At 43.9% G+C, this 15,856-nt stretch carries 14 protein-coding genes; 6 read left to right on the forward strand and 8 right to left on the reverse strand.

Annotation, left to right across the window (positions count from 1 at the left end; all coding sequences use genetic code 11):
* Nucleotides 1-45: 45 nt before the first annotated feature.
* Complete coding sequence (locus RMY00_RS27505; RefSeq protein WP_322650579.1) at nucleotides 46-684, reverse strand: RNA polymerase sigma factor; 639 nt, start codon at nucleotides 682-684, stop codon at nucleotides 46-48.
* Between the two features lie 400 nt (nucleotides 685-1,084).
* On the opposite strand from RMY00_RS27505, the gene RMY00_RS27510 reads away from it, so the two are divergent.
* The 4 genes from RMY00_RS27510 (at nucleotide 1,085) to RMY00_RS27525 (ending at nucleotide 3,385) form a co-directional block, all read left to right on the forward strand.
* The gene (locus RMY00_RS27510) at nucleotides 1,085-1,378 is read left to right on the forward strand and encodes a YciI family protein (RefSeq protein WP_322648155.1); all 294 of its coding nucleotides are present in this window, start codon (nucleotides 1,085-1,087) and stop codon (nucleotides 1,376-1,378) included.
* Nucleotides 1,379-1,617: 239 nt separating this feature from the next.
* Entirely contained in the window at nucleotides 1,618-2,115 is a 498-nt protein-coding gene (locus RMY00_RS27515; protein WP_322650580.1) for a VOC family protein, read from the forward strand.
* A gap of 87 nt (nucleotides 2,116-2,202) precedes the next feature.
* Entirely contained in the window at nucleotides 2,203-2,634 is a 432-nt protein-coding gene (locus RMY00_RS27520; protein ID WP_322650581.1) for a YciI family protein, read from the forward strand.
* Nucleotides 2,635-2,974: 340 nt separating this feature from the next.
* On the forward strand, nucleotides 2,975-3,385 hold the full coding sequence (locus RMY00_RS27525; RefSeq protein WP_322650582.1) for a VOC family protein: 411 nt from the start codon (nucleotides 2,975-2,977) through the stop codon (nucleotides 3,383-3,385).
* A 145-nt stretch (nucleotides 3,386-3,530) separates the two neighbouring features.
* Here RMY00_RS27525 and RMY00_RS27530 read toward each other — a convergent pair whose 3' ends face one another.
* Nucleotides 3,531-3,674: a hypothetical protein gene (locus RMY00_RS27530; RefSeq protein ID WP_322650583.1), complete on the reverse strand. Its 144-nt coding sequence runs from the start codon at nucleotides 3,672-3,674 to the stop codon at nucleotides 3,531-3,533.
* On the opposite strand from RMY00_RS27530, the gene RMY00_RS27535 reads away from it, so the two are divergent.
* Both RMY00_RS27535 and RMY00_RS27540 read left to right on the forward strand, forming a co-directional pair.
* Nucleotides 3,673-4,107, forward strand: a complete 435-nt coding sequence (locus tag RMY00_RS27535; RefSeq protein WP_322650584.1) for a VOC family protein — start codon at nucleotides 3,673-3,675, stop codon at nucleotides 4,105-4,107. The two genes, RMY00_RS27530 and RMY00_RS27535, sit on opposite strands and share 2 nt — an antisense overlap.
* Nucleotides 4,108-4,217: 110 nt before the next feature.
* Nucleotides 4,218-4,838 carry a glutathione S-transferase family protein gene (locus RMY00_RS27540; protein ID WP_322650585.1) on the forward strand — a complete coding sequence of 207 codons (621 nt, stop codon included), beginning with the start codon at nucleotides 4,218-4,220 and terminating at the stop codon, nucleotides 4,836-4,838.
* 155 nt (nucleotides 4,839-4,993) lie between these two features.
* Here RMY00_RS27540 and RMY00_RS27545 read toward each other — a convergent pair whose 3' ends face one another.
* From RMY00_RS27545 to RMY00_RS27570, 6 genes are all read right to left on the reverse strand, one after another.
* Complete coding sequence (locus RMY00_RS27545) at nucleotides 4,994-5,635, reverse strand: hypothetical protein (protein ID WP_322650586.1); 642 nt, start codon at nucleotides 5,633-5,635, stop codon at nucleotides 4,994-4,996.
* A gap of 167 nt (nucleotides 5,636-5,802) precedes the next feature.
* Nucleotides 5,803-6,063, reverse strand: coding sequence for a hypothetical protein (locus tag RMY00_RS27550; RefSeq protein WP_029631390.1), 261 nt, complete (start codon nucleotides 6,061-6,063; stop codon nucleotides 5,803-5,805).
* A gap of 474 nt (nucleotides 6,064-6,537) precedes the next feature.
* The gene (gene drmC / locus RMY00_RS27555) at nucleotides 6,538-7,353 is read right to left on the reverse strand and encodes a DISARM system phospholipase D-like protein DrmC (protein ID WP_322650587.1); all 816 of its coding nucleotides are present in this window, start codon (nucleotides 7,351-7,353) and stop codon (nucleotides 6,538-6,540) included.
* Nucleotides 7,350-9,242 carry a DUF1998 domain-containing protein gene (locus RMY00_RS27560; protein ID WP_322650588.1) on the reverse strand — a complete coding sequence of 631 codons (1,893 nt, stop codon included), beginning with the start codon at nucleotides 9,240-9,242 and terminating at the stop codon, nucleotides 7,350-7,352. The genes drmC and RMY00_RS27560 overlap by 4 nt, the downstream gene beginning before the upstream one ends.
* 86 nt (nucleotides 9,243-9,328) lie before the next feature.
* Entirely contained in the window at nucleotides 9,329-13,357 is a 4,029-nt protein-coding gene (gene drmA, locus RMY00_RS27565) for a DISARM system helicase DrmA (RefSeq protein ID WP_322650589.1), read from the reverse strand.
* A 130-nt stretch (nucleotides 13,358-13,487) separates the two neighbouring features.
* Nucleotides 13,488-15,632 carry a UvrD-helicase domain-containing protein gene (locus RMY00_RS27570; protein WP_322650590.1) on the reverse strand — a complete coding sequence of 715 codons (2,145 nt, stop codon included), beginning with the start codon at nucleotides 15,630-15,632 and terminating at the stop codon, nucleotides 13,488-13,490.
* Nucleotides 15,633-15,856 lie beyond the last annotated feature (224 nt).

A 15,856-nucleotide genomic window follows, 5' to 3' on the forward strand; every position in this document is an offset into this window, starting at 1 on the left:
AACTCTTTCTCAATTTATGATTCAAAATTTTTCTCATATTATGATTCAAAGCATAGCATCTCCTTTGGTTGCGGCATAGCCTTCGTTGAAGATGAGATAGATGACTTTCAGGACTGCCTCTATCCGGGGAGCGAGATCAGTCGTCTCAGGTACTTTGTAAGGAATGCCTGCGTCTCGAATTTTGCGTTTAGCACGAACTAACCTCTGTGCCATTGTTGCAGTCGGTATAAGAAAGGCGCGGGCAATTTCGTCGGTTTCCAGTCCACCCAACATTCGCAGGGTCAACGCTACTTGAGTTTCCGTTGCCAGTGCCGGGTGACAGCAGGTAAAGATTAATCGCAGGCGATCGTCTCCAATTTCATCACTGTCATAGGTTGGTTCTTCAGTGGATGGAATTAAGCCAGATGCCGCATACCACTCCAGTTTTTCGGTCAGTTTCGTGCGTCGTCGGAGGCGATCGATCGCCTTGTACCGGGCAGTTCGGATAATCCAGGCACGGGGACGATCGGGAATACCGTTGCTTTCCCACTGATTCACTGCCGCTGTAAATGCTGCCTGTGCAGTTTCTTCAGCTACATCAAAATCTCCGACCAGCCGAATCAGAATAGCAACAATGCGCCCCCATTCAGTTCGATAAAGGGCAGCAATTGCTTGAGCCACATCTGTTTTTGGGATTGAAGCCATACCTTTACAAAAAGACTTGAAGAAGAATTCAGAAGTCAGAATTCAGGAGTCAGAATCAATCAGTCGGGGATTCAGACCGCGCAGGAATTGATGACCACCAAATCTAGAATTTGGTGGGGGTTTTAAACCCGGTTATTCAGACGCGACGCTCGAATACTCGCTTGCCGCCGGCGCTATCCGCTTTTTCGGTCAGAATTCATGCTGAATTCTGACTCCTGACTCCTGACTCCTGAATTCTGTTCGATAAAGTTCAATTGTACTAGACAAAATTTTTGCACTCAGGTGTCGATTTGGACAATTCCCGTTCGACTTAATCACAAAGGAGGCAACCGAATGAAATATTTGCTGCTGATTTATATGGACGAAAACGCCATGAGCGACACCGAGCGGGAGCATTGCTATGGGGAATCTGCCCAACTCGCCCAGGACTTGCTCCCCTCAAGGACAATTTCTGGCGACGGCTCCACTTCATCCTGTTGCAACCGCAACCAGTGTCCAAGTCCGTGATGGCAAATCACTCGTGACCGATGGACCATTTGCCGAAACCCGCGAACAATTGGGTGGATTCTTCCTCGTTAATGCTCAGGATTTGGATGAAGCCATTGCGATCGCCACCCGCATCCCAGGTGCAAAAGTCGGCACCGTCGAAATCCGTCCTGTCATCGAAGTTGCGGGACTACCAGCACAGCCCTGACCGAAGAGGCGGAGGGGCAGGGGGCAGGGAGCAGGGGGAGCAATCCCTGTCCCGTTCGCGCAGCGTCTCCAAGAGTTGCCGTGAAGCGGAGCGGAACATGGGTATCAAGCCCCGCCCTTCCAGGGCGTTCTTGATTGGTGGGAGTGCAAGATCCGTTACTACCTCCCCCCTGCTCCCTGCTCCCTGCCCCCCTGCCTCTTTTGACCGTCCTTAACCGCTTGAACTCAAGGAGAACCCTCATGCAAAACAATTCCAAAATCACTCCCTGTTTATGGTTTGACGATCAAGCCGAAGCCGCCGCTCAGTTTTATACGTCGATTTTTCGCAATTCCAAAATTGTCCATGTCAGTCGATACGTAGACGCTGGACAGGAAATTCAGGGATTTCCAGCCGGATCTGTCATGACTGTCAGCTTTGAACTTGATGGTCAGCCGTTCACAGCACTCAACGGTGGTCCGACCTTCAAATTTAACGAGGCGATTTCCTTCCAAATCTTTTGCGATACCCAGGCGGACGTGGACGATTACTGGCAAAAATTGTCTGCCGGTGGGGATGAAACCGCACAGCAATGCGGCTGGCTCAAAGACAAATACGGCGTTTCCTGGCAAATTATTCCTCGCATTCTGATTGAGTTACTCAACCACCCCGATGTGGCAACCTCTCAAAAAGTAACCACTACCATGCTGCAAATGAAGAAGATCGAGATTGATGAACTCAAGCGTGTCGCTGCTGATTAGCGGTTCCTTCGGAGTTGCGCCTTGTGCTAATCAGCACACCCAACCTCTCGCAATCTAACTCAAAACCATTCAACAGGAGATTTCACAATGAAAGTTATGGTCTTTGTCAAAGCAACCCAAGACTCCGAAACTGGGGTCATGCCGAGCGAACAGCTTTTAACTGAAATGGGGCAGTACAACGAAGAATTAGCCAGGGCAGGTATCTTGCTCGCTGCTGAGGGGTTTCATCCTAGCTCGAAAGGGGTGCGAGTTCACTTTTCAGGAACCGATCGCACTGTCACCCAGGGACCTTTCACTCCAGCGCCGGAGCTAGTGGCAGGATACTGGCTGTGGCAGGTGAACTCAATGGAAGAGGCAGTTGCTTGGGTAAAGCGCTGCCCTAACCCTATGCCAGGAGACTCCGAGATTGAGATTCGTCCCATATTCGAGGCAGAGGATTTTGGTGAAGTCCTGACACCTGCCTTAAGGGAGCAGGAAGACCGCATTCGCGCTCAAATTGAAACGCAGCAGCAAAAGTAACGTCAGCGAAGAGGACAAGGGGCAGGGGGGAGAACCCCATAAATAAATTTAGGGGCTTGGAACAAGGACGTATTATTTCTCTCTGCGAGACGCTGCGCGAACGCGCTTCGCGTCGACGCTCGCGGACTCGCTTGCCGCCGGCGCTATCGAAATAAATGTTTTTACTTGGAGTATAAATAAATTTAGGGGCTTGAAACCCTTGTGGCAGTAGAACTCCAGTATCTTTCTCCCTTGCTCCCTGCTCCCCTGCCTCTTTGGTCATCAGCAACCGCACAAATGATGTTCATGTGCGAACGATCCGCTCATCAAAACGCAGAGTCGATTACAAAAGGAGAAATTAATGCAACTCAATTCTTACCTGATGTTCAATGGCAACTGTGAGGCAGCATTCAAGTTCTACGAACAATGTCTGAGTGGGAAGATAACTATGATGATGACACACAAAGAAGCACCTTCTAACGAAAATGTCTCACCGGAATGGCAGGACAAAATCATGCACGCTTGCCTTGAACTAGACGATCGCCTCCTGATGGGATCTGACTGCCCACCAGGATACTTTGAAACCCCGCAAGGTTTCTACGTACAAATTAGCGTTCCTGAAATCGCTGAGGCAGAACGGCTTTTTCACGCTCTAGCAGAAAACGGCAAGGTGAAGATGGCGATCGCGCAAACGTTCTGGTCATCGCGTTTTGGTATGTTGACCGATCAGTTTGGGACACCGTGGATGATCAACTGCGAACAAACCATCTGAGCCGAATGGGACGCTTGATAAGGGAAAATCATTGAGACAGCTCTTGTGCAGAGGAGCAGAGGAGCAGAGGAGCAGGGGAGAAGTTTAAGGTATTGCGTTCGGATATTTAAAAATTCCCCTCTGCACCCCTGCACCTCTGCAATTCTTACGCTGCCAACCCTTCAGCAAAACTAGTAGTGCCATTCCCATCTGAGCCTATACCAACATCTGTCATTCGTCCTTTGTCCTTTGTCTTTTGTAAATAGCCACTGACCACTGACCAACAACTAACTACACCAGGAGAAACCATGAGTACTCAAATTTTCGTCAACCTACCCGTAAAATATCTCCAGCAATCCATCGAGTTTTTCACAAAACTTGGCTTTCAGTTTAACCCCCAATTTACCGATGAAACGGCCACCTGCATGATTGTGTCCGAAACCATCTTTGTGATGCTTTTGACTCATGAGAAATTCAAAACATTCACGCCGAACCCGATTTGCGATGCCACAAAAAGTACCGAAGTGTTGACGTGCTTATCAGTTGAGAGCCGAGAAAAAGTGGATCAGCTGGTTCGTGAAGCCGTTGCTGCTGGTGGCACAACCTACAACGAACCTCAAGACCACGGATTTATGTACGCGCATGGATTTCAGGATTTAGATGGTCACATTTGGGAACTGATTTACATCGAACCCGAAGCAACCCATCTAGTTGAGGCCCAAAGGGAAGGAGCAGGAGTGTGAACCACAACAGAACAACTAGTGGAACACAAAGAAAGCGAACTCATCGAAACATGAGCATACCCATTCATACAAGAAGATGAAAGATATTTGCACATCACTGAGGTTGATTCATGAAACTCTATGAATTTGCTCCCACGCGATCAATTCGAGTTCGCTGGGTTCTCCAGGAACTTGGGGTGGAATTTGAAGCAATCTCCATCAACATGCAGGCAGGTGAACACTGTACACCCGATTTTCTCACCATCAATCCCACTGGCAAGCTCCCTGTACTCATCGATGGCGAACATATCATCACTGAATCCGTAGCCATTGCTTTGTACCTCGGTGAGAAGTACCCAGAATCTAACCTGGTACCTACAGACTTGCTTCTGCGAGCACAGCTTTATCGTTGGCTTCTCTTTACTGCCACCGAATTAGAACAGCCGCTATGGCGTATCGCTCGCCACACGTTTATATACTCAGAAGAGTTGAGATTGCCTGCTGAAATACCTCTGGCTGGGCAAGACTTCACCAGTATGGCTGTAGTTTTAGAGAACCATCTGTTGGATCGGCAGTTTGTAGTGAGTGAACACGTCACAGTGGCTGATTTTGTGCTTGCTTACACACTGGATTGGGCGAACGAAGTTCAGCTACTTGCCACTTTCCCCACGCTGGTGGACTACATGGAACGAATGTACAAACGACCAAAGGCATCTGGGCGAATCGCAGCTGCACTTGCAAGTCTCAATTAGACTCACAATGATTCACAAAAGGAGATAACCCAATGGAACCCAACCAAGCTGAACAAACCTCACCCATGCCTGCTCAATTGCAGCGCTGCGATCGCTTCTAGACGCAATCATTGTCTAGCAAAAGCCAAGTCACTTCAACGATATCATCAAAGCTGTCAATCTCCTGAACAGTCTTCTTCATCTTCCCAATCTTCATCCCAGAGAAGTTCACTGTAAACCTTAGTTGCTTGAGATATTTTTAGGTTGTGAGCTGCTGTCACACAATTTTTTGGTTGCCAGCCAATGAGGGCATATCTTCCATATAAATGTCTGACAGCATCTTTGCAGTCATTAATTACTGGAATATCTTCTTTGATGTATTTCCGCAATTGGACTCCTAAATGAATTGCCTCCATTTCATAATTTTGAAAGTAGGGTTCTTCAACATCAGGTGTAGAAATCAGCAATGCTCTCACCCAGGCATGATTTTTATAGATAGCCTTCGCTACAACTAAATTAACTTGTTTTGGTGTCCAGTTGCTCCTTTGTAAAAACTTATCTATTGCTGATTCATCATCTAAATCTATATCTACGTTAGATTCTGAAAGTATTTCCGAAATATCTGTATTTTCTAGGAACAGTTCGTACCATTCTTGAAATGTTTCGGGACTAAATAGTTTTCTCGCTTCTTCAAATGAAATTTTCTCCCATCCAGCATCTGTAACTATTTCGTTACCAGTTTTTGTAATGAACAGATTCTTTTCTTCTACCATCCAAGGGAAGGATGTCTTCTGATGTTTTCTCTTTCGTTTACCCATTGAGCCATTGCAATGTCTATCGCCTTGCCGCCTAAACGTTTACGCATTCAACTTTAATGCTACCCTTGATTATTTGGTAGGCTTCTTTACCAAAGAGCAACTCCTGTTTGTGACACTACGTACTCCACACAAAAAAGTATCGTTTTTTACATATGTTCATCAGAGTATCACCCACAAAAATCATCCACCCGGATATCCCGCCAAATGTCAGAAATCTGCCAGCCAGAGTTGCCAACAGACTGTACTGGAGGATTGTCAAGGAATGGAATATAGTCAGGTTCTCTTGGAAGAAGAATTGCTGCTGGTTGCTCATCAACTACAGGGGCTGAAGAATTGACGGTATCAGCTTGAAGATTTTGGTCTTCAGCGTGTTGGATTTCCATCATTTTCTTCAGAGTCAGCTTGTCGGATTTTTTGATGATCTTCATATCTATCTATTAAAAGTTTTCATTCACTGCTCCCCAAAGGCATCGGCTGAAAATCTGGATGACAGCAAAGTTGTGAGAAATTGGGTGTTAATAATTGCACGGAATAAACAAGATACAGCAAATCTATAGAAAATACGAGTCCCTTGCTGAGGAATTTATCAATTAGATACAAATTTCTTTTTCGCGCAGATGCCACAATATTTTACAAGATGTTTTGGGCACTCGCTAGCCTCATAAAAACCATTAATTCTCAAAATCAAACTGGCATATATCAGTTCAGTAGGAGCTATTCAGTTTCACATCTATGTTTGTATTACCTAACCTGCACACTTGCCAAGTTACAAACGTACTTGTTGAGAATGCAATCACCTTTGTATATATGAGTAGAAGAAATAGAAAAATAACTTTTTAGGTAAAAAACTACTTTAACAGAAATGTATAGCCAAAAATTAGTTGCCTACTGAATACTTATGCCTACAGCGAGTTTAAAGATACGAGAAACTCTTCCTGAATTAAACGGTCGATATGTTCTGCCACTTGATGAGCTATATCTTCACCGTGAACTAGTAGTCCCATTTCCATATTTAATGTCAGAGCGTACTCAGTGAGGTTAGCACTGGAAATAAACAGGTGCTTTCTATCGGCGATCGCACATTTAACGTGTAAGGAACCATACCTTCCTTCTGAATCTGTAAGGCGCTTATTTCGTGGCCAAATAAAAATGTGTGCTTGTTGGGCAATTTCCAGTCCCAATGCTGCACTGACTCCAAAAGGTATTTTACCCTTGCTAGATTCGGGGGTTTCAGCAATAATTCGCACAGTGACTTCTCGTTTCATTGCTGTTAATAATGCTTTTGCAATCTCTGGAATCTTATAAACAGCAAAACTGACAAGAATTATTTCCCGTTGCGCTTCGTGAATTAATTGTAGTAACACTTGTTCTGTTCTACGAAGTGGTATTCCCTCACTTGTGGGGCCAGTCCAAACCAACTCAACAGACAACTCATTCTTTGCTGCCACCTCACAGTAAATTGCTGTGGCTAATGCAGACGCGATCGCACTACTGTCCAAATAAATAGCTTCCCGACACCAAGTTTCTAACAATTCCCCTACTAATCGGCGAAAGTTAGCATTGGGCAATTGTTTCAAGATAGATGCTTTCAATTCAAAATTACAATATTTTGCTGGACTGTTTCTCAACAAATCAATCACAGCTTCCAAAACAGGAGATGGAAGTTGTTTGGCACAAGTGCGAATTTGAGCTAATAAAAGCGGCGGCAAGAAACTCACACTTTTACCTCTGGGAAGAATGCCAAATCTGTAGTTAAGACAGTGGAAATCAAGACTGCGCGATCAAGATATTTATTACCGCGTTCACAAGAGGTTTCTGGGCTAAACAGACAAGCATGGCAAGCTGCCCAATGCAGAGATGTAGCTCCTTTAAATGGGGTATGTTCTGCACATAATGGGTCAGAAGCACATAAGCGCATTTGTTCTAAAGCTTGGTCTATATGATATCCAAGTGTTTTAGGCTCTCCCAAACTGACTAAACCACCCAAAGTACCTTCGCTATCAGGTGCCGCAGTATAAATTAGTATGCCTGCCATTGGCCCACCTTCATCCTCTGGACGTTTGGAATAGATTCGCTCTTTTAAACTGGCAGCATTGTAACCACACTCAAGAGCCATTTGCCGCATTAGGGCATGAGCGAAGGAGTGAAGTAAAATGTAGCGTATACCAGGAAAGTGAATTTTGTCTGGATCAAGAGAACGGACTCTACACCAGTTTCTATGAGCATCGACAGCTTGAAGCTTATAATCTTGTAACTTTAAATTTTTTTCCCATTGATGAAGTGTCGTTTCTTGGAACTGGATAAAAATACCTTCGCCTTTGACTTCACTGGCTGGTACCCATTTAGGATTGCTGCGACTTAAAGCTACGCGATGTTCTGTAAGAATTTCGCCAGAGTCAATAAAGTCGCCAGGGGATTGAATACGTGTAAAACCAATTAAGGCACGCACTTCTCGCAATCTTTCTACTAACACTACCTGCGAAAAGTAATTTTCATATCCGGATGGTGGTTTTACAGGGCGTAGCTGAAAATCTGGAGTGTTAAGATTTGGGTCAGCAGATGAAAAAACCTGCCATTCAGGTGTTTTCAAATCTCTGGCACTTTCATCATCAATGTTGCTCTGCTGCTGATGCTGAAGTTGTTTTTGTTGAATGACTGACCAAATTCTATCAGTTTTGTACTTAGATAATTCCTGAAGTTGTCCTATAGCGGAGAACGCTTGTAATAATACTTCTAAGGCGTTTAGGTTATTAGTTTTTCCTAAAACAGTCCAGTTTTGTTCAACCAACTGCTCTAATTGATTTGAAGTTATGGGAATTGATAAAGCTGAGAGTGTAATTGGAAACCAGCTATTGGATGCTCCCAACAAGATAGTTTTCATTTGTTCATCACAGCTTTCATCAAAATTGCGTAAATGCGGATGACGACCGCGACAACGCGGCATATTTTTCTTGGCTAGTTCACCAAACGCATCAGACAATCGACGTTCGCTGTTGCAGCCATTGCATTTAACTACGATATCTGAAGGGGAACCAGATACACCGTATTCCTCTAACCTTATTGACCCCTTGCAGGCTGTATTGCCACGATGAACAAAATATAACCAAGGAAAGTCATCTAAATGTCCGCGATCACAGGAGACGAGGAAACGCGATGGTATTGCTGTTGGGTCTTTTTTTTGACTTTTGGAACAGTTGAGATGAACATAACGGGTTTGGTCTGGACGATAAGGATTTTCCTTAAGTTGGAAATAAGGATATAAGGGTGCTAGTAAACGACATTTTGGGCATACCATCCATCCAGGAAAGGGCGCAACGGGAATTCCTGTTCTGGCATATTCATCAAATGGACTTCCGGAGGAGGCATCCTCAGCAGGTATTGGAGGCGCGAGTAGTTTTTTAACTTGTTGACCCAATTCGCGGCGAATGGCTGCAAGGAGACGTTGTTCTCCCAATTCGACTACTCCCTGTTGAGTGTTCCAGTCTTCCAAACCCATAACCATAACTGAAAGATTGGGCAAGTCGAGTACAGCACCTACACCAAAGGAAAATAAAATTTGGCTGGGTCGCAATTCACCTACTCTATATTTATAGTTAGATTGGCTCATTTTGGTAATGGGTAATTGGTGATTAGTAATTGGTAATCAGGGATTAGGGTTTGCTGATTAGTGATTGATAATTGGTAATTGAAAGTTTACCCATTACCCATTACCTCTTCTTTCATTGGTTGAGGTAAGCGACTAAAGTCATCATCAGGCACTTGATCTTGAAAAATTAACCCTACTGTCGGTTCGACGTTTCGCAGGGAGTTCAAACAAGTAAATTCTTGCCAAATTCCTTGACCTGCTGATTCTAATAGTTCAATGGTTAAACCATCACGCTTGTCTGTCTGATATTTGAGAGTACCGCCTCCAATCAAGTTTTGTGCTTTACTCAACCAGATATCTAATTTGGCTTCCAGTGCTTGTTTAACGAGTTTTTGAGCTTCTGTACCCGCAACTAAATTAGCCCGATCGCAAATTGTATTAATGGCAGATTGTATATAAGGATGGTTGCGTTCAATTCGTCCTGCTTGGTTGTTACCGTTAAATTCTCTACCCGCCAACCGCACAAGGGATATAAACAACGCGGCTAAACCTCTGTCAATCGCACGGGGCGCAAAGGGAGTTAAAGATAGCGCTTCTACGTGTTGATAAAATGTAGCGTGGTAATGCTCAAATCTTTCGTAGTGGGATAAATCTCTAGGACGCGCCCAATTATAAACTGTAAATACGATACCAGGGAATGTCCGCCCGACACGGCTGGTAGCTTGAATATACTCGGCAGTATTTTTGGGCTGATCTGTAACAGCCATCACACCCAGGCGTTTCACGTCTACACCCACGGAAATCATATTAGTAGCAAGTAAAACATCCAGTGGTTCAAGCTGATCGACTTTTTCCCCAGCTTTGCGTTTGGCTTTGATTTGTGCTTCTCGGACTGGATCGAAGGATGTTTCTAGCCTATCTAGAACTACAGGAATATCTGTAGAATCCTTACGAGATGTAAGTTCCTCCAAGTTAATCCGCAGACGCTTTGCTAGTCCCCGACTATCCATTTTCCCAAGGCGGATGCGAATATCATCATCCACTAAGCGTCGCATACCCCCTAATTCCCGCATCGAGTTGAAGTAACCGACCAACGTCATCCAGGGGTCAGCACGATTTCCGTATTGTTTGTTTTCATACAGGTCTTGAGAAGCAGCAAGAATAGCAACATAAACTCGAATTAATGCAGCTTTTAGCCGTCGCCCTGTGGCACAAATACCGACATAGCGCCGCCCTGGATTAGTCTCATTTGGTTCTCGCTGGCGTGAGAAGAAATTATCTTCCACATCTAAACCCTGGGGTGGAAAAACCTGTACTTTCCGCAGAAATAGGTTATGCATCTGAGTTTCTGCTTGACGTATTGTTGCAGTAGAAGCTATGACTTTGGGGCGAACCTTTTTACCATCGACTTCCCAAGAGGAGAGTTGGTCTACTGCGGTTTCATAAAGTCCTACTAACGTACCGAGGGGGCCGCTAATCAAGTGCAACTCATCTTGAATGATTAAGTCAGGTGGACGTAGGGGGTTGCTGTGAATTGTTTTAGCACCGGGTAAATACGCAGTTTTTTTATGTGAATTAGTATCTTCAATATCTGATGTCCGAAAACCATGCCGTTCACAGTAACCATCTACTTGCCCAAATAGCATTTGAATTTCCCCTTTCCAAGGCATTTGGGCAAATTTATCTACGGTAGCAATCAACAGCGTGGGTAAACGACGGTAGATTTCTTCATCAACTACAAGGATGGGTAAACCTTCGCTTGAAGATTGTTTTTTACTAAACAGACAACGCCCCAAAGAGTCGCCGCAGTAAATTAGAGTACGGGCGCGACCTTTACTAAAAGATTCGACTTCAATGTTTTTACCTGGATCGATTTTAGAACCACACCACGGGCAATTTGTAAGTTGGTGAGGGGAACCGCTAGCACTTTGCTGGTACTGCCCTCGCGCTTGTTTGCAAAATTCTTCGCTTTGGTCGGTGTGGTTGGGGGTAGTGCGCTGACCTACCCACAACCCAATACGGAATGGTTCGTTTCCCCATTTAGTTGGGTTGTCTCGACGGATAGATTCGCAAGCACAAATTAAGGTGGTAGCGCGTTGAAATTGTTGTAGTGTAAGCAGGCGTAGGGTGTAGCGCATTAGAACTGCAACGCCATATTCTCCAGAACGTCCCGAAATTACCCCTTGTAACCTCCGCAAGCCGATGGTGTAGGCGGTTAATCCCAGGTAAGCTTCGGTTTTACCACCGCCAGTGGGGAACCAGAGTAAGTCTGCAACAGCATCAGTTTCGTGACTACGATCGCAATGGTGTAAGTCGGTTATGCTGGGTAAATTCAGCAAGATAAAAGCTAATTGAAAAGGAAACCAGGTAGGATTAGGGATTTTGTCTAATTCTGACACTTTGCCTTGGCGTACTTCTTCTGAGTAAATAGAACGAAGACGCTGCAAGTGCATGGCTTGATTCATGAATCGGAAAGCTTCGGCTGCTTCCGGGTTAGTTTGCAGCAGCGTTAAACCTGATTGAATGCGTTGAAGAGTGCGATCGCAATTTTTAATTGCATCCTCGGCTACATCTTGGTAATCTGTCAATCCTTCATTAGGATTAGAAATCCGTTGTGCTTGTTGTTGAATCCAAACTGCGTAAGCTGTTACCAGGGGATCTAACTTACTTATAAAATCTGCGGTTGGAGTTTGCGCCAGTTCTTTCATATCCAAAACCAATCCCTTCAATTCAGGAATTTCATCTGCTTGAGGTGGAGAGGTTTTGGGAACTTCGTAGACAGGTACAACGTTGGTAGATAATTTAACAGCACATTCTGTAGTATTTTGTACTGTTTCGGCGTGGACACTTACCCCATGACCAATGGCGAACTCTACCTGTTTGCGATAAAGCATTGCCATTGCTTTTTCTTCAGCATAAATTACTGGGTCAAGCTTACCAGCCTGACGGGGTTTGTGTCGCTTGAGAAAAATATCAAGATGTTGAGAATCTGCTGATTGTACGCTTAATTCTGGTTGAAATAACCACGCTTCATCACGTAATTTGGCGGGTTCTTTTTGCCCGTTAATTAAAAACAAGCTAACAATCCAATCCCCGTTACTTTGTTGGCGAATTTTGCCTTGTACTTGCACTTGGGGATATTCTGAATGCACCGTCCATTTAGGAATTTCTCCCTCAATCAGAAGAATGGGAGGTGAATTTCCTAGAATTTGTTGGCGCTTCCATACCATTTTTGGTGTATCATCTTTTTTGGTAATAGTTTCGCTTTTAGTGCGTTTATATTGTCCCCAACCTGCATTAATTTGCAATACTTTGGCTGCACCACTAACGCAAAAAGTCATCCCAAAAGATGAGGGAAACATCGTTTCAGCAGGTGGTACACTAACCTCAGTTGTGCCTTCCTCGACAGTACCTTTACCAACTACAGCCAATTCATCAAGAAGTTCTGGTTGTTGATAGTCAACTTCTCTAAATAATTGGTCTTGCACTTCGTCAGCCACAACCGATTTATTTACAGTCTCAGCACTGATGCGGCGTTGTTGTGGTGCGAGTAACCCTACAAGATAGCGATCGCTTACACTATCCTCATCTACTTCTTCTTCCTCACCACCCGCAGGCCCAAGTAAATCTGCCAATACTGCTTTTTCTAATTCATCACGGATCTTATAAGGTGTGGGTAACTGCGATTCCAGAATTTTACTAGTTTCATCTGCTTTTACTTCTAGCTTTTCCTCAACAAGTGGATCAATCGCAAGTATAAATTTCTCTTCTAATAATTGACCTTCATTTTTTGAAGGTATAAATTGCGTTTCTAATAGTTTTCTCTGTTCCCAAAGTTGAGGAGTTACTTTAGTTTCTAGCGGCTTTTTCTTAGAACGCGATTTTTTAACTTTCGGCTTCTGCTTGTTAAAGAAATTGATGATATCATTAGCAATTTTCTCTGCAATATCTCCATTTATTAACCAATCAGCATCTTCTACTTGATCGATTCCGTCCAGCAAAACCACAAGCTGAGACTCTGGTGCAGACACAACCGCACTCCAATCAAGCTGAATTTTATGTTCCCGCAGTTGTTTATTGATATTTAGTAAATCTAATTCACCTGGAAGTACAGAAGGAAGCTTAATAATTTCCATATTGCTGATAAAAGTATATATAGTTCGCCTAAATTATGCGTGTAAACTTCTTTCTTACTCCCTTCTCGCTGAGGGAGAAGGGTTGGGGATGAGGGCAAATTTCGCAATTCAGCAATGCCATTTTTCTTTCTTATTCCCTATTACCCAGATTCCACAATTGAGAATCGAAGTTTTCCAAGAGGAGAGAAGGGTTACTTGCAGGAACAATAACCAACAATGCCCGCATAGCACGAGTCATACCAACAAATAGAGTACGGCGATCGCGTGCTAAAATTTCTGTAATTTCATCCTCCGGTGTCCCTTTGGGAATTGTTGGATAGGTTGCATCCAAAAATCCTGCGATCGCTACAATGGGAAATTCTAACCCCTTCGCAGCTTTAAGCGTAATAACTTTAACACCTTGTTTATTTAAGTCCAAGTCTTTGCTAGACATGAAATGCGCTTCTAACCCTAAGTATGAAAGTTGACCAGCTATTTTTGTACCAGCACTTTCTGTCGGCACAATTACGGCACAAGCCTTAATACCCAACCGAAATTCACGGGCAGCACTTTTGCAAAATCGTACCAGTAGTTCGGCTTCATCTCCTGGATTATTTACGGCACGGACAGCCGGTGGTGGGCCATTGTGGATATAGTCTCTACTTGGAGAATGGGAAATTTCTCCGATTCCCAATTCCCTATTCCCCATTCCTTCATCATCTAAAATCGAACTTGCCAAGTAAGATATTGCAGCTTCGTTAATTTCGCGGGTGGTGCGGTGATTAACGCGCAGTACTCCTGTGCGTCCGACAAATTTCAAGTCTTGGCTAACGTCACTCCACCGGAAGCTACTACCATATATGGATTGATTGGCATCGGCGGTAATGAACAGGCGGTTAGGGTGACGGCAAACTTGAGTCAAAATACGTAAAGTATTGGGGTCTAAATCTTGGGCTTCGTCAATTACCACTGCATCATAAATTGGCGGGTTATCCATCTCCCGTAACGTTTCCAAGGCACGGGTACGGACTTGCTGCCAAGTTTCGAGTTCTTGTTTTTCTAGCAGCTGGTAAAATTGTTGACGCAAGTGCCAGATTGCTTGACGTTGCGTTTTGTTAAGGGAAATAGCCCTACCGCTTCGTGGCGTTGCTTGATATGCTTCGAGAGTTTTGATTTCCCGTGCTTCGATAACTGTACAAATTTCATCAATAAGATAATCAATACTCAGACGTTTTAACGTTTGTTCTTGCGCTTGACGTTGTAGTAGGTTGCCTTCTAGAGAATCAATTGCGTAGATTAACGCTTGCTTGATGGTTTTTCGCAGGACATCACCAGAAGCAATATTGGGTTTTCCGGTACTTTGGGAAATGACTGACGCAATTATTGCATCGGCAGTTTTGACAGTAACATACTGTATATCTTCGCCCAAGAGACTTGCTAAAAGTTGTTGAGAAAACGCAACCAGTGCATTTGTATAGGTTGTAAATAGGATTTTAGGTTTTTCGATTCCGTTAGCTTGGAGGATTTCTACCAAAGCACGAACACGGTAAAGTGCAACGGTACTTTTTCCCGTTCCGGGGCCACCTTTTAGCAGTGTAGGGCCAGAAGCGTTGATTGCCCAACTGACGAACTTTTCTTGTTCGGGATTGAGTTTGAGTAAAAATCCCAGCAACTCACCTTCAGTGAAGCGCAATAAATCATCAGTGCTACCCGTAACAAAGCTGGGTTGGTTCAGAACTTGGTCAAAATTGGGTTCAGCGATACAATCAAAAATGCGATCGCACCACTTCCCTGGTAAATTTACCGCCATTAAATCATCTAATGTCCGACACGCGGTTAATGTTGCCCAATATTCTTCTGGTAGTCGCAACCTATGAAGCAAATCTTCGGTAATTTCCACGGGTAGCGGGCTTTCTGTGTTGGAGGTATCAGGCAAAGCCAAGCTTTGGGTATAAGTTGGTTTTACAGCCAGTAATGCTTCTACATCTGGCAGAGTGCTGATATCAATATCGGTTGTTTCTGCAACTAGCTTATCGCCTTTGTATACATCTTTACGAGCATCTACACCCAGCAACACTACCCATTTATCACCAAAAGTATAAATTATGCGATAGTCGCCTGAACGCAAGCGATACACATCACCCTTATAGCCATGTAATTTCTTCTTTAAATTACCGTGAGGTTTGGGATCATCCCGCAATACTTCGATTTTCTCCAATATTTGCACCACATACTCTTTAGGGATAGCTAAGAGTTGATTGGTGAAGGTGGGTTTGTGGATAATCTCGAAGATCATGGTAGATGGGTATCTATACGTAGATATAACTAGGTTTGTTTAAGCGTTATTCAAAATTATACTCAATCTTCAATGAGGAATGGGAAATTGGTAATGGGTAATAGGATAAAAAAAGCTTTTATCTGCTTTGTGCAAATGATTTAAATGCCAGCAAGTTAAACTTTTACTCATTTTTAAAATGTAATATTTGGTTGATAACTATAGTAATTTATTATTATAAAAAT

Source organism: Nostoc sp. ChiVER01 (assembly GCF_034531155.1).
In the GTDB taxonomy this organism is placed as follows: Bacteria; Cyanobacteriota; Cyanobacteriia; order Cyanobacteriales; family Nostocaceae; genus Nostoc.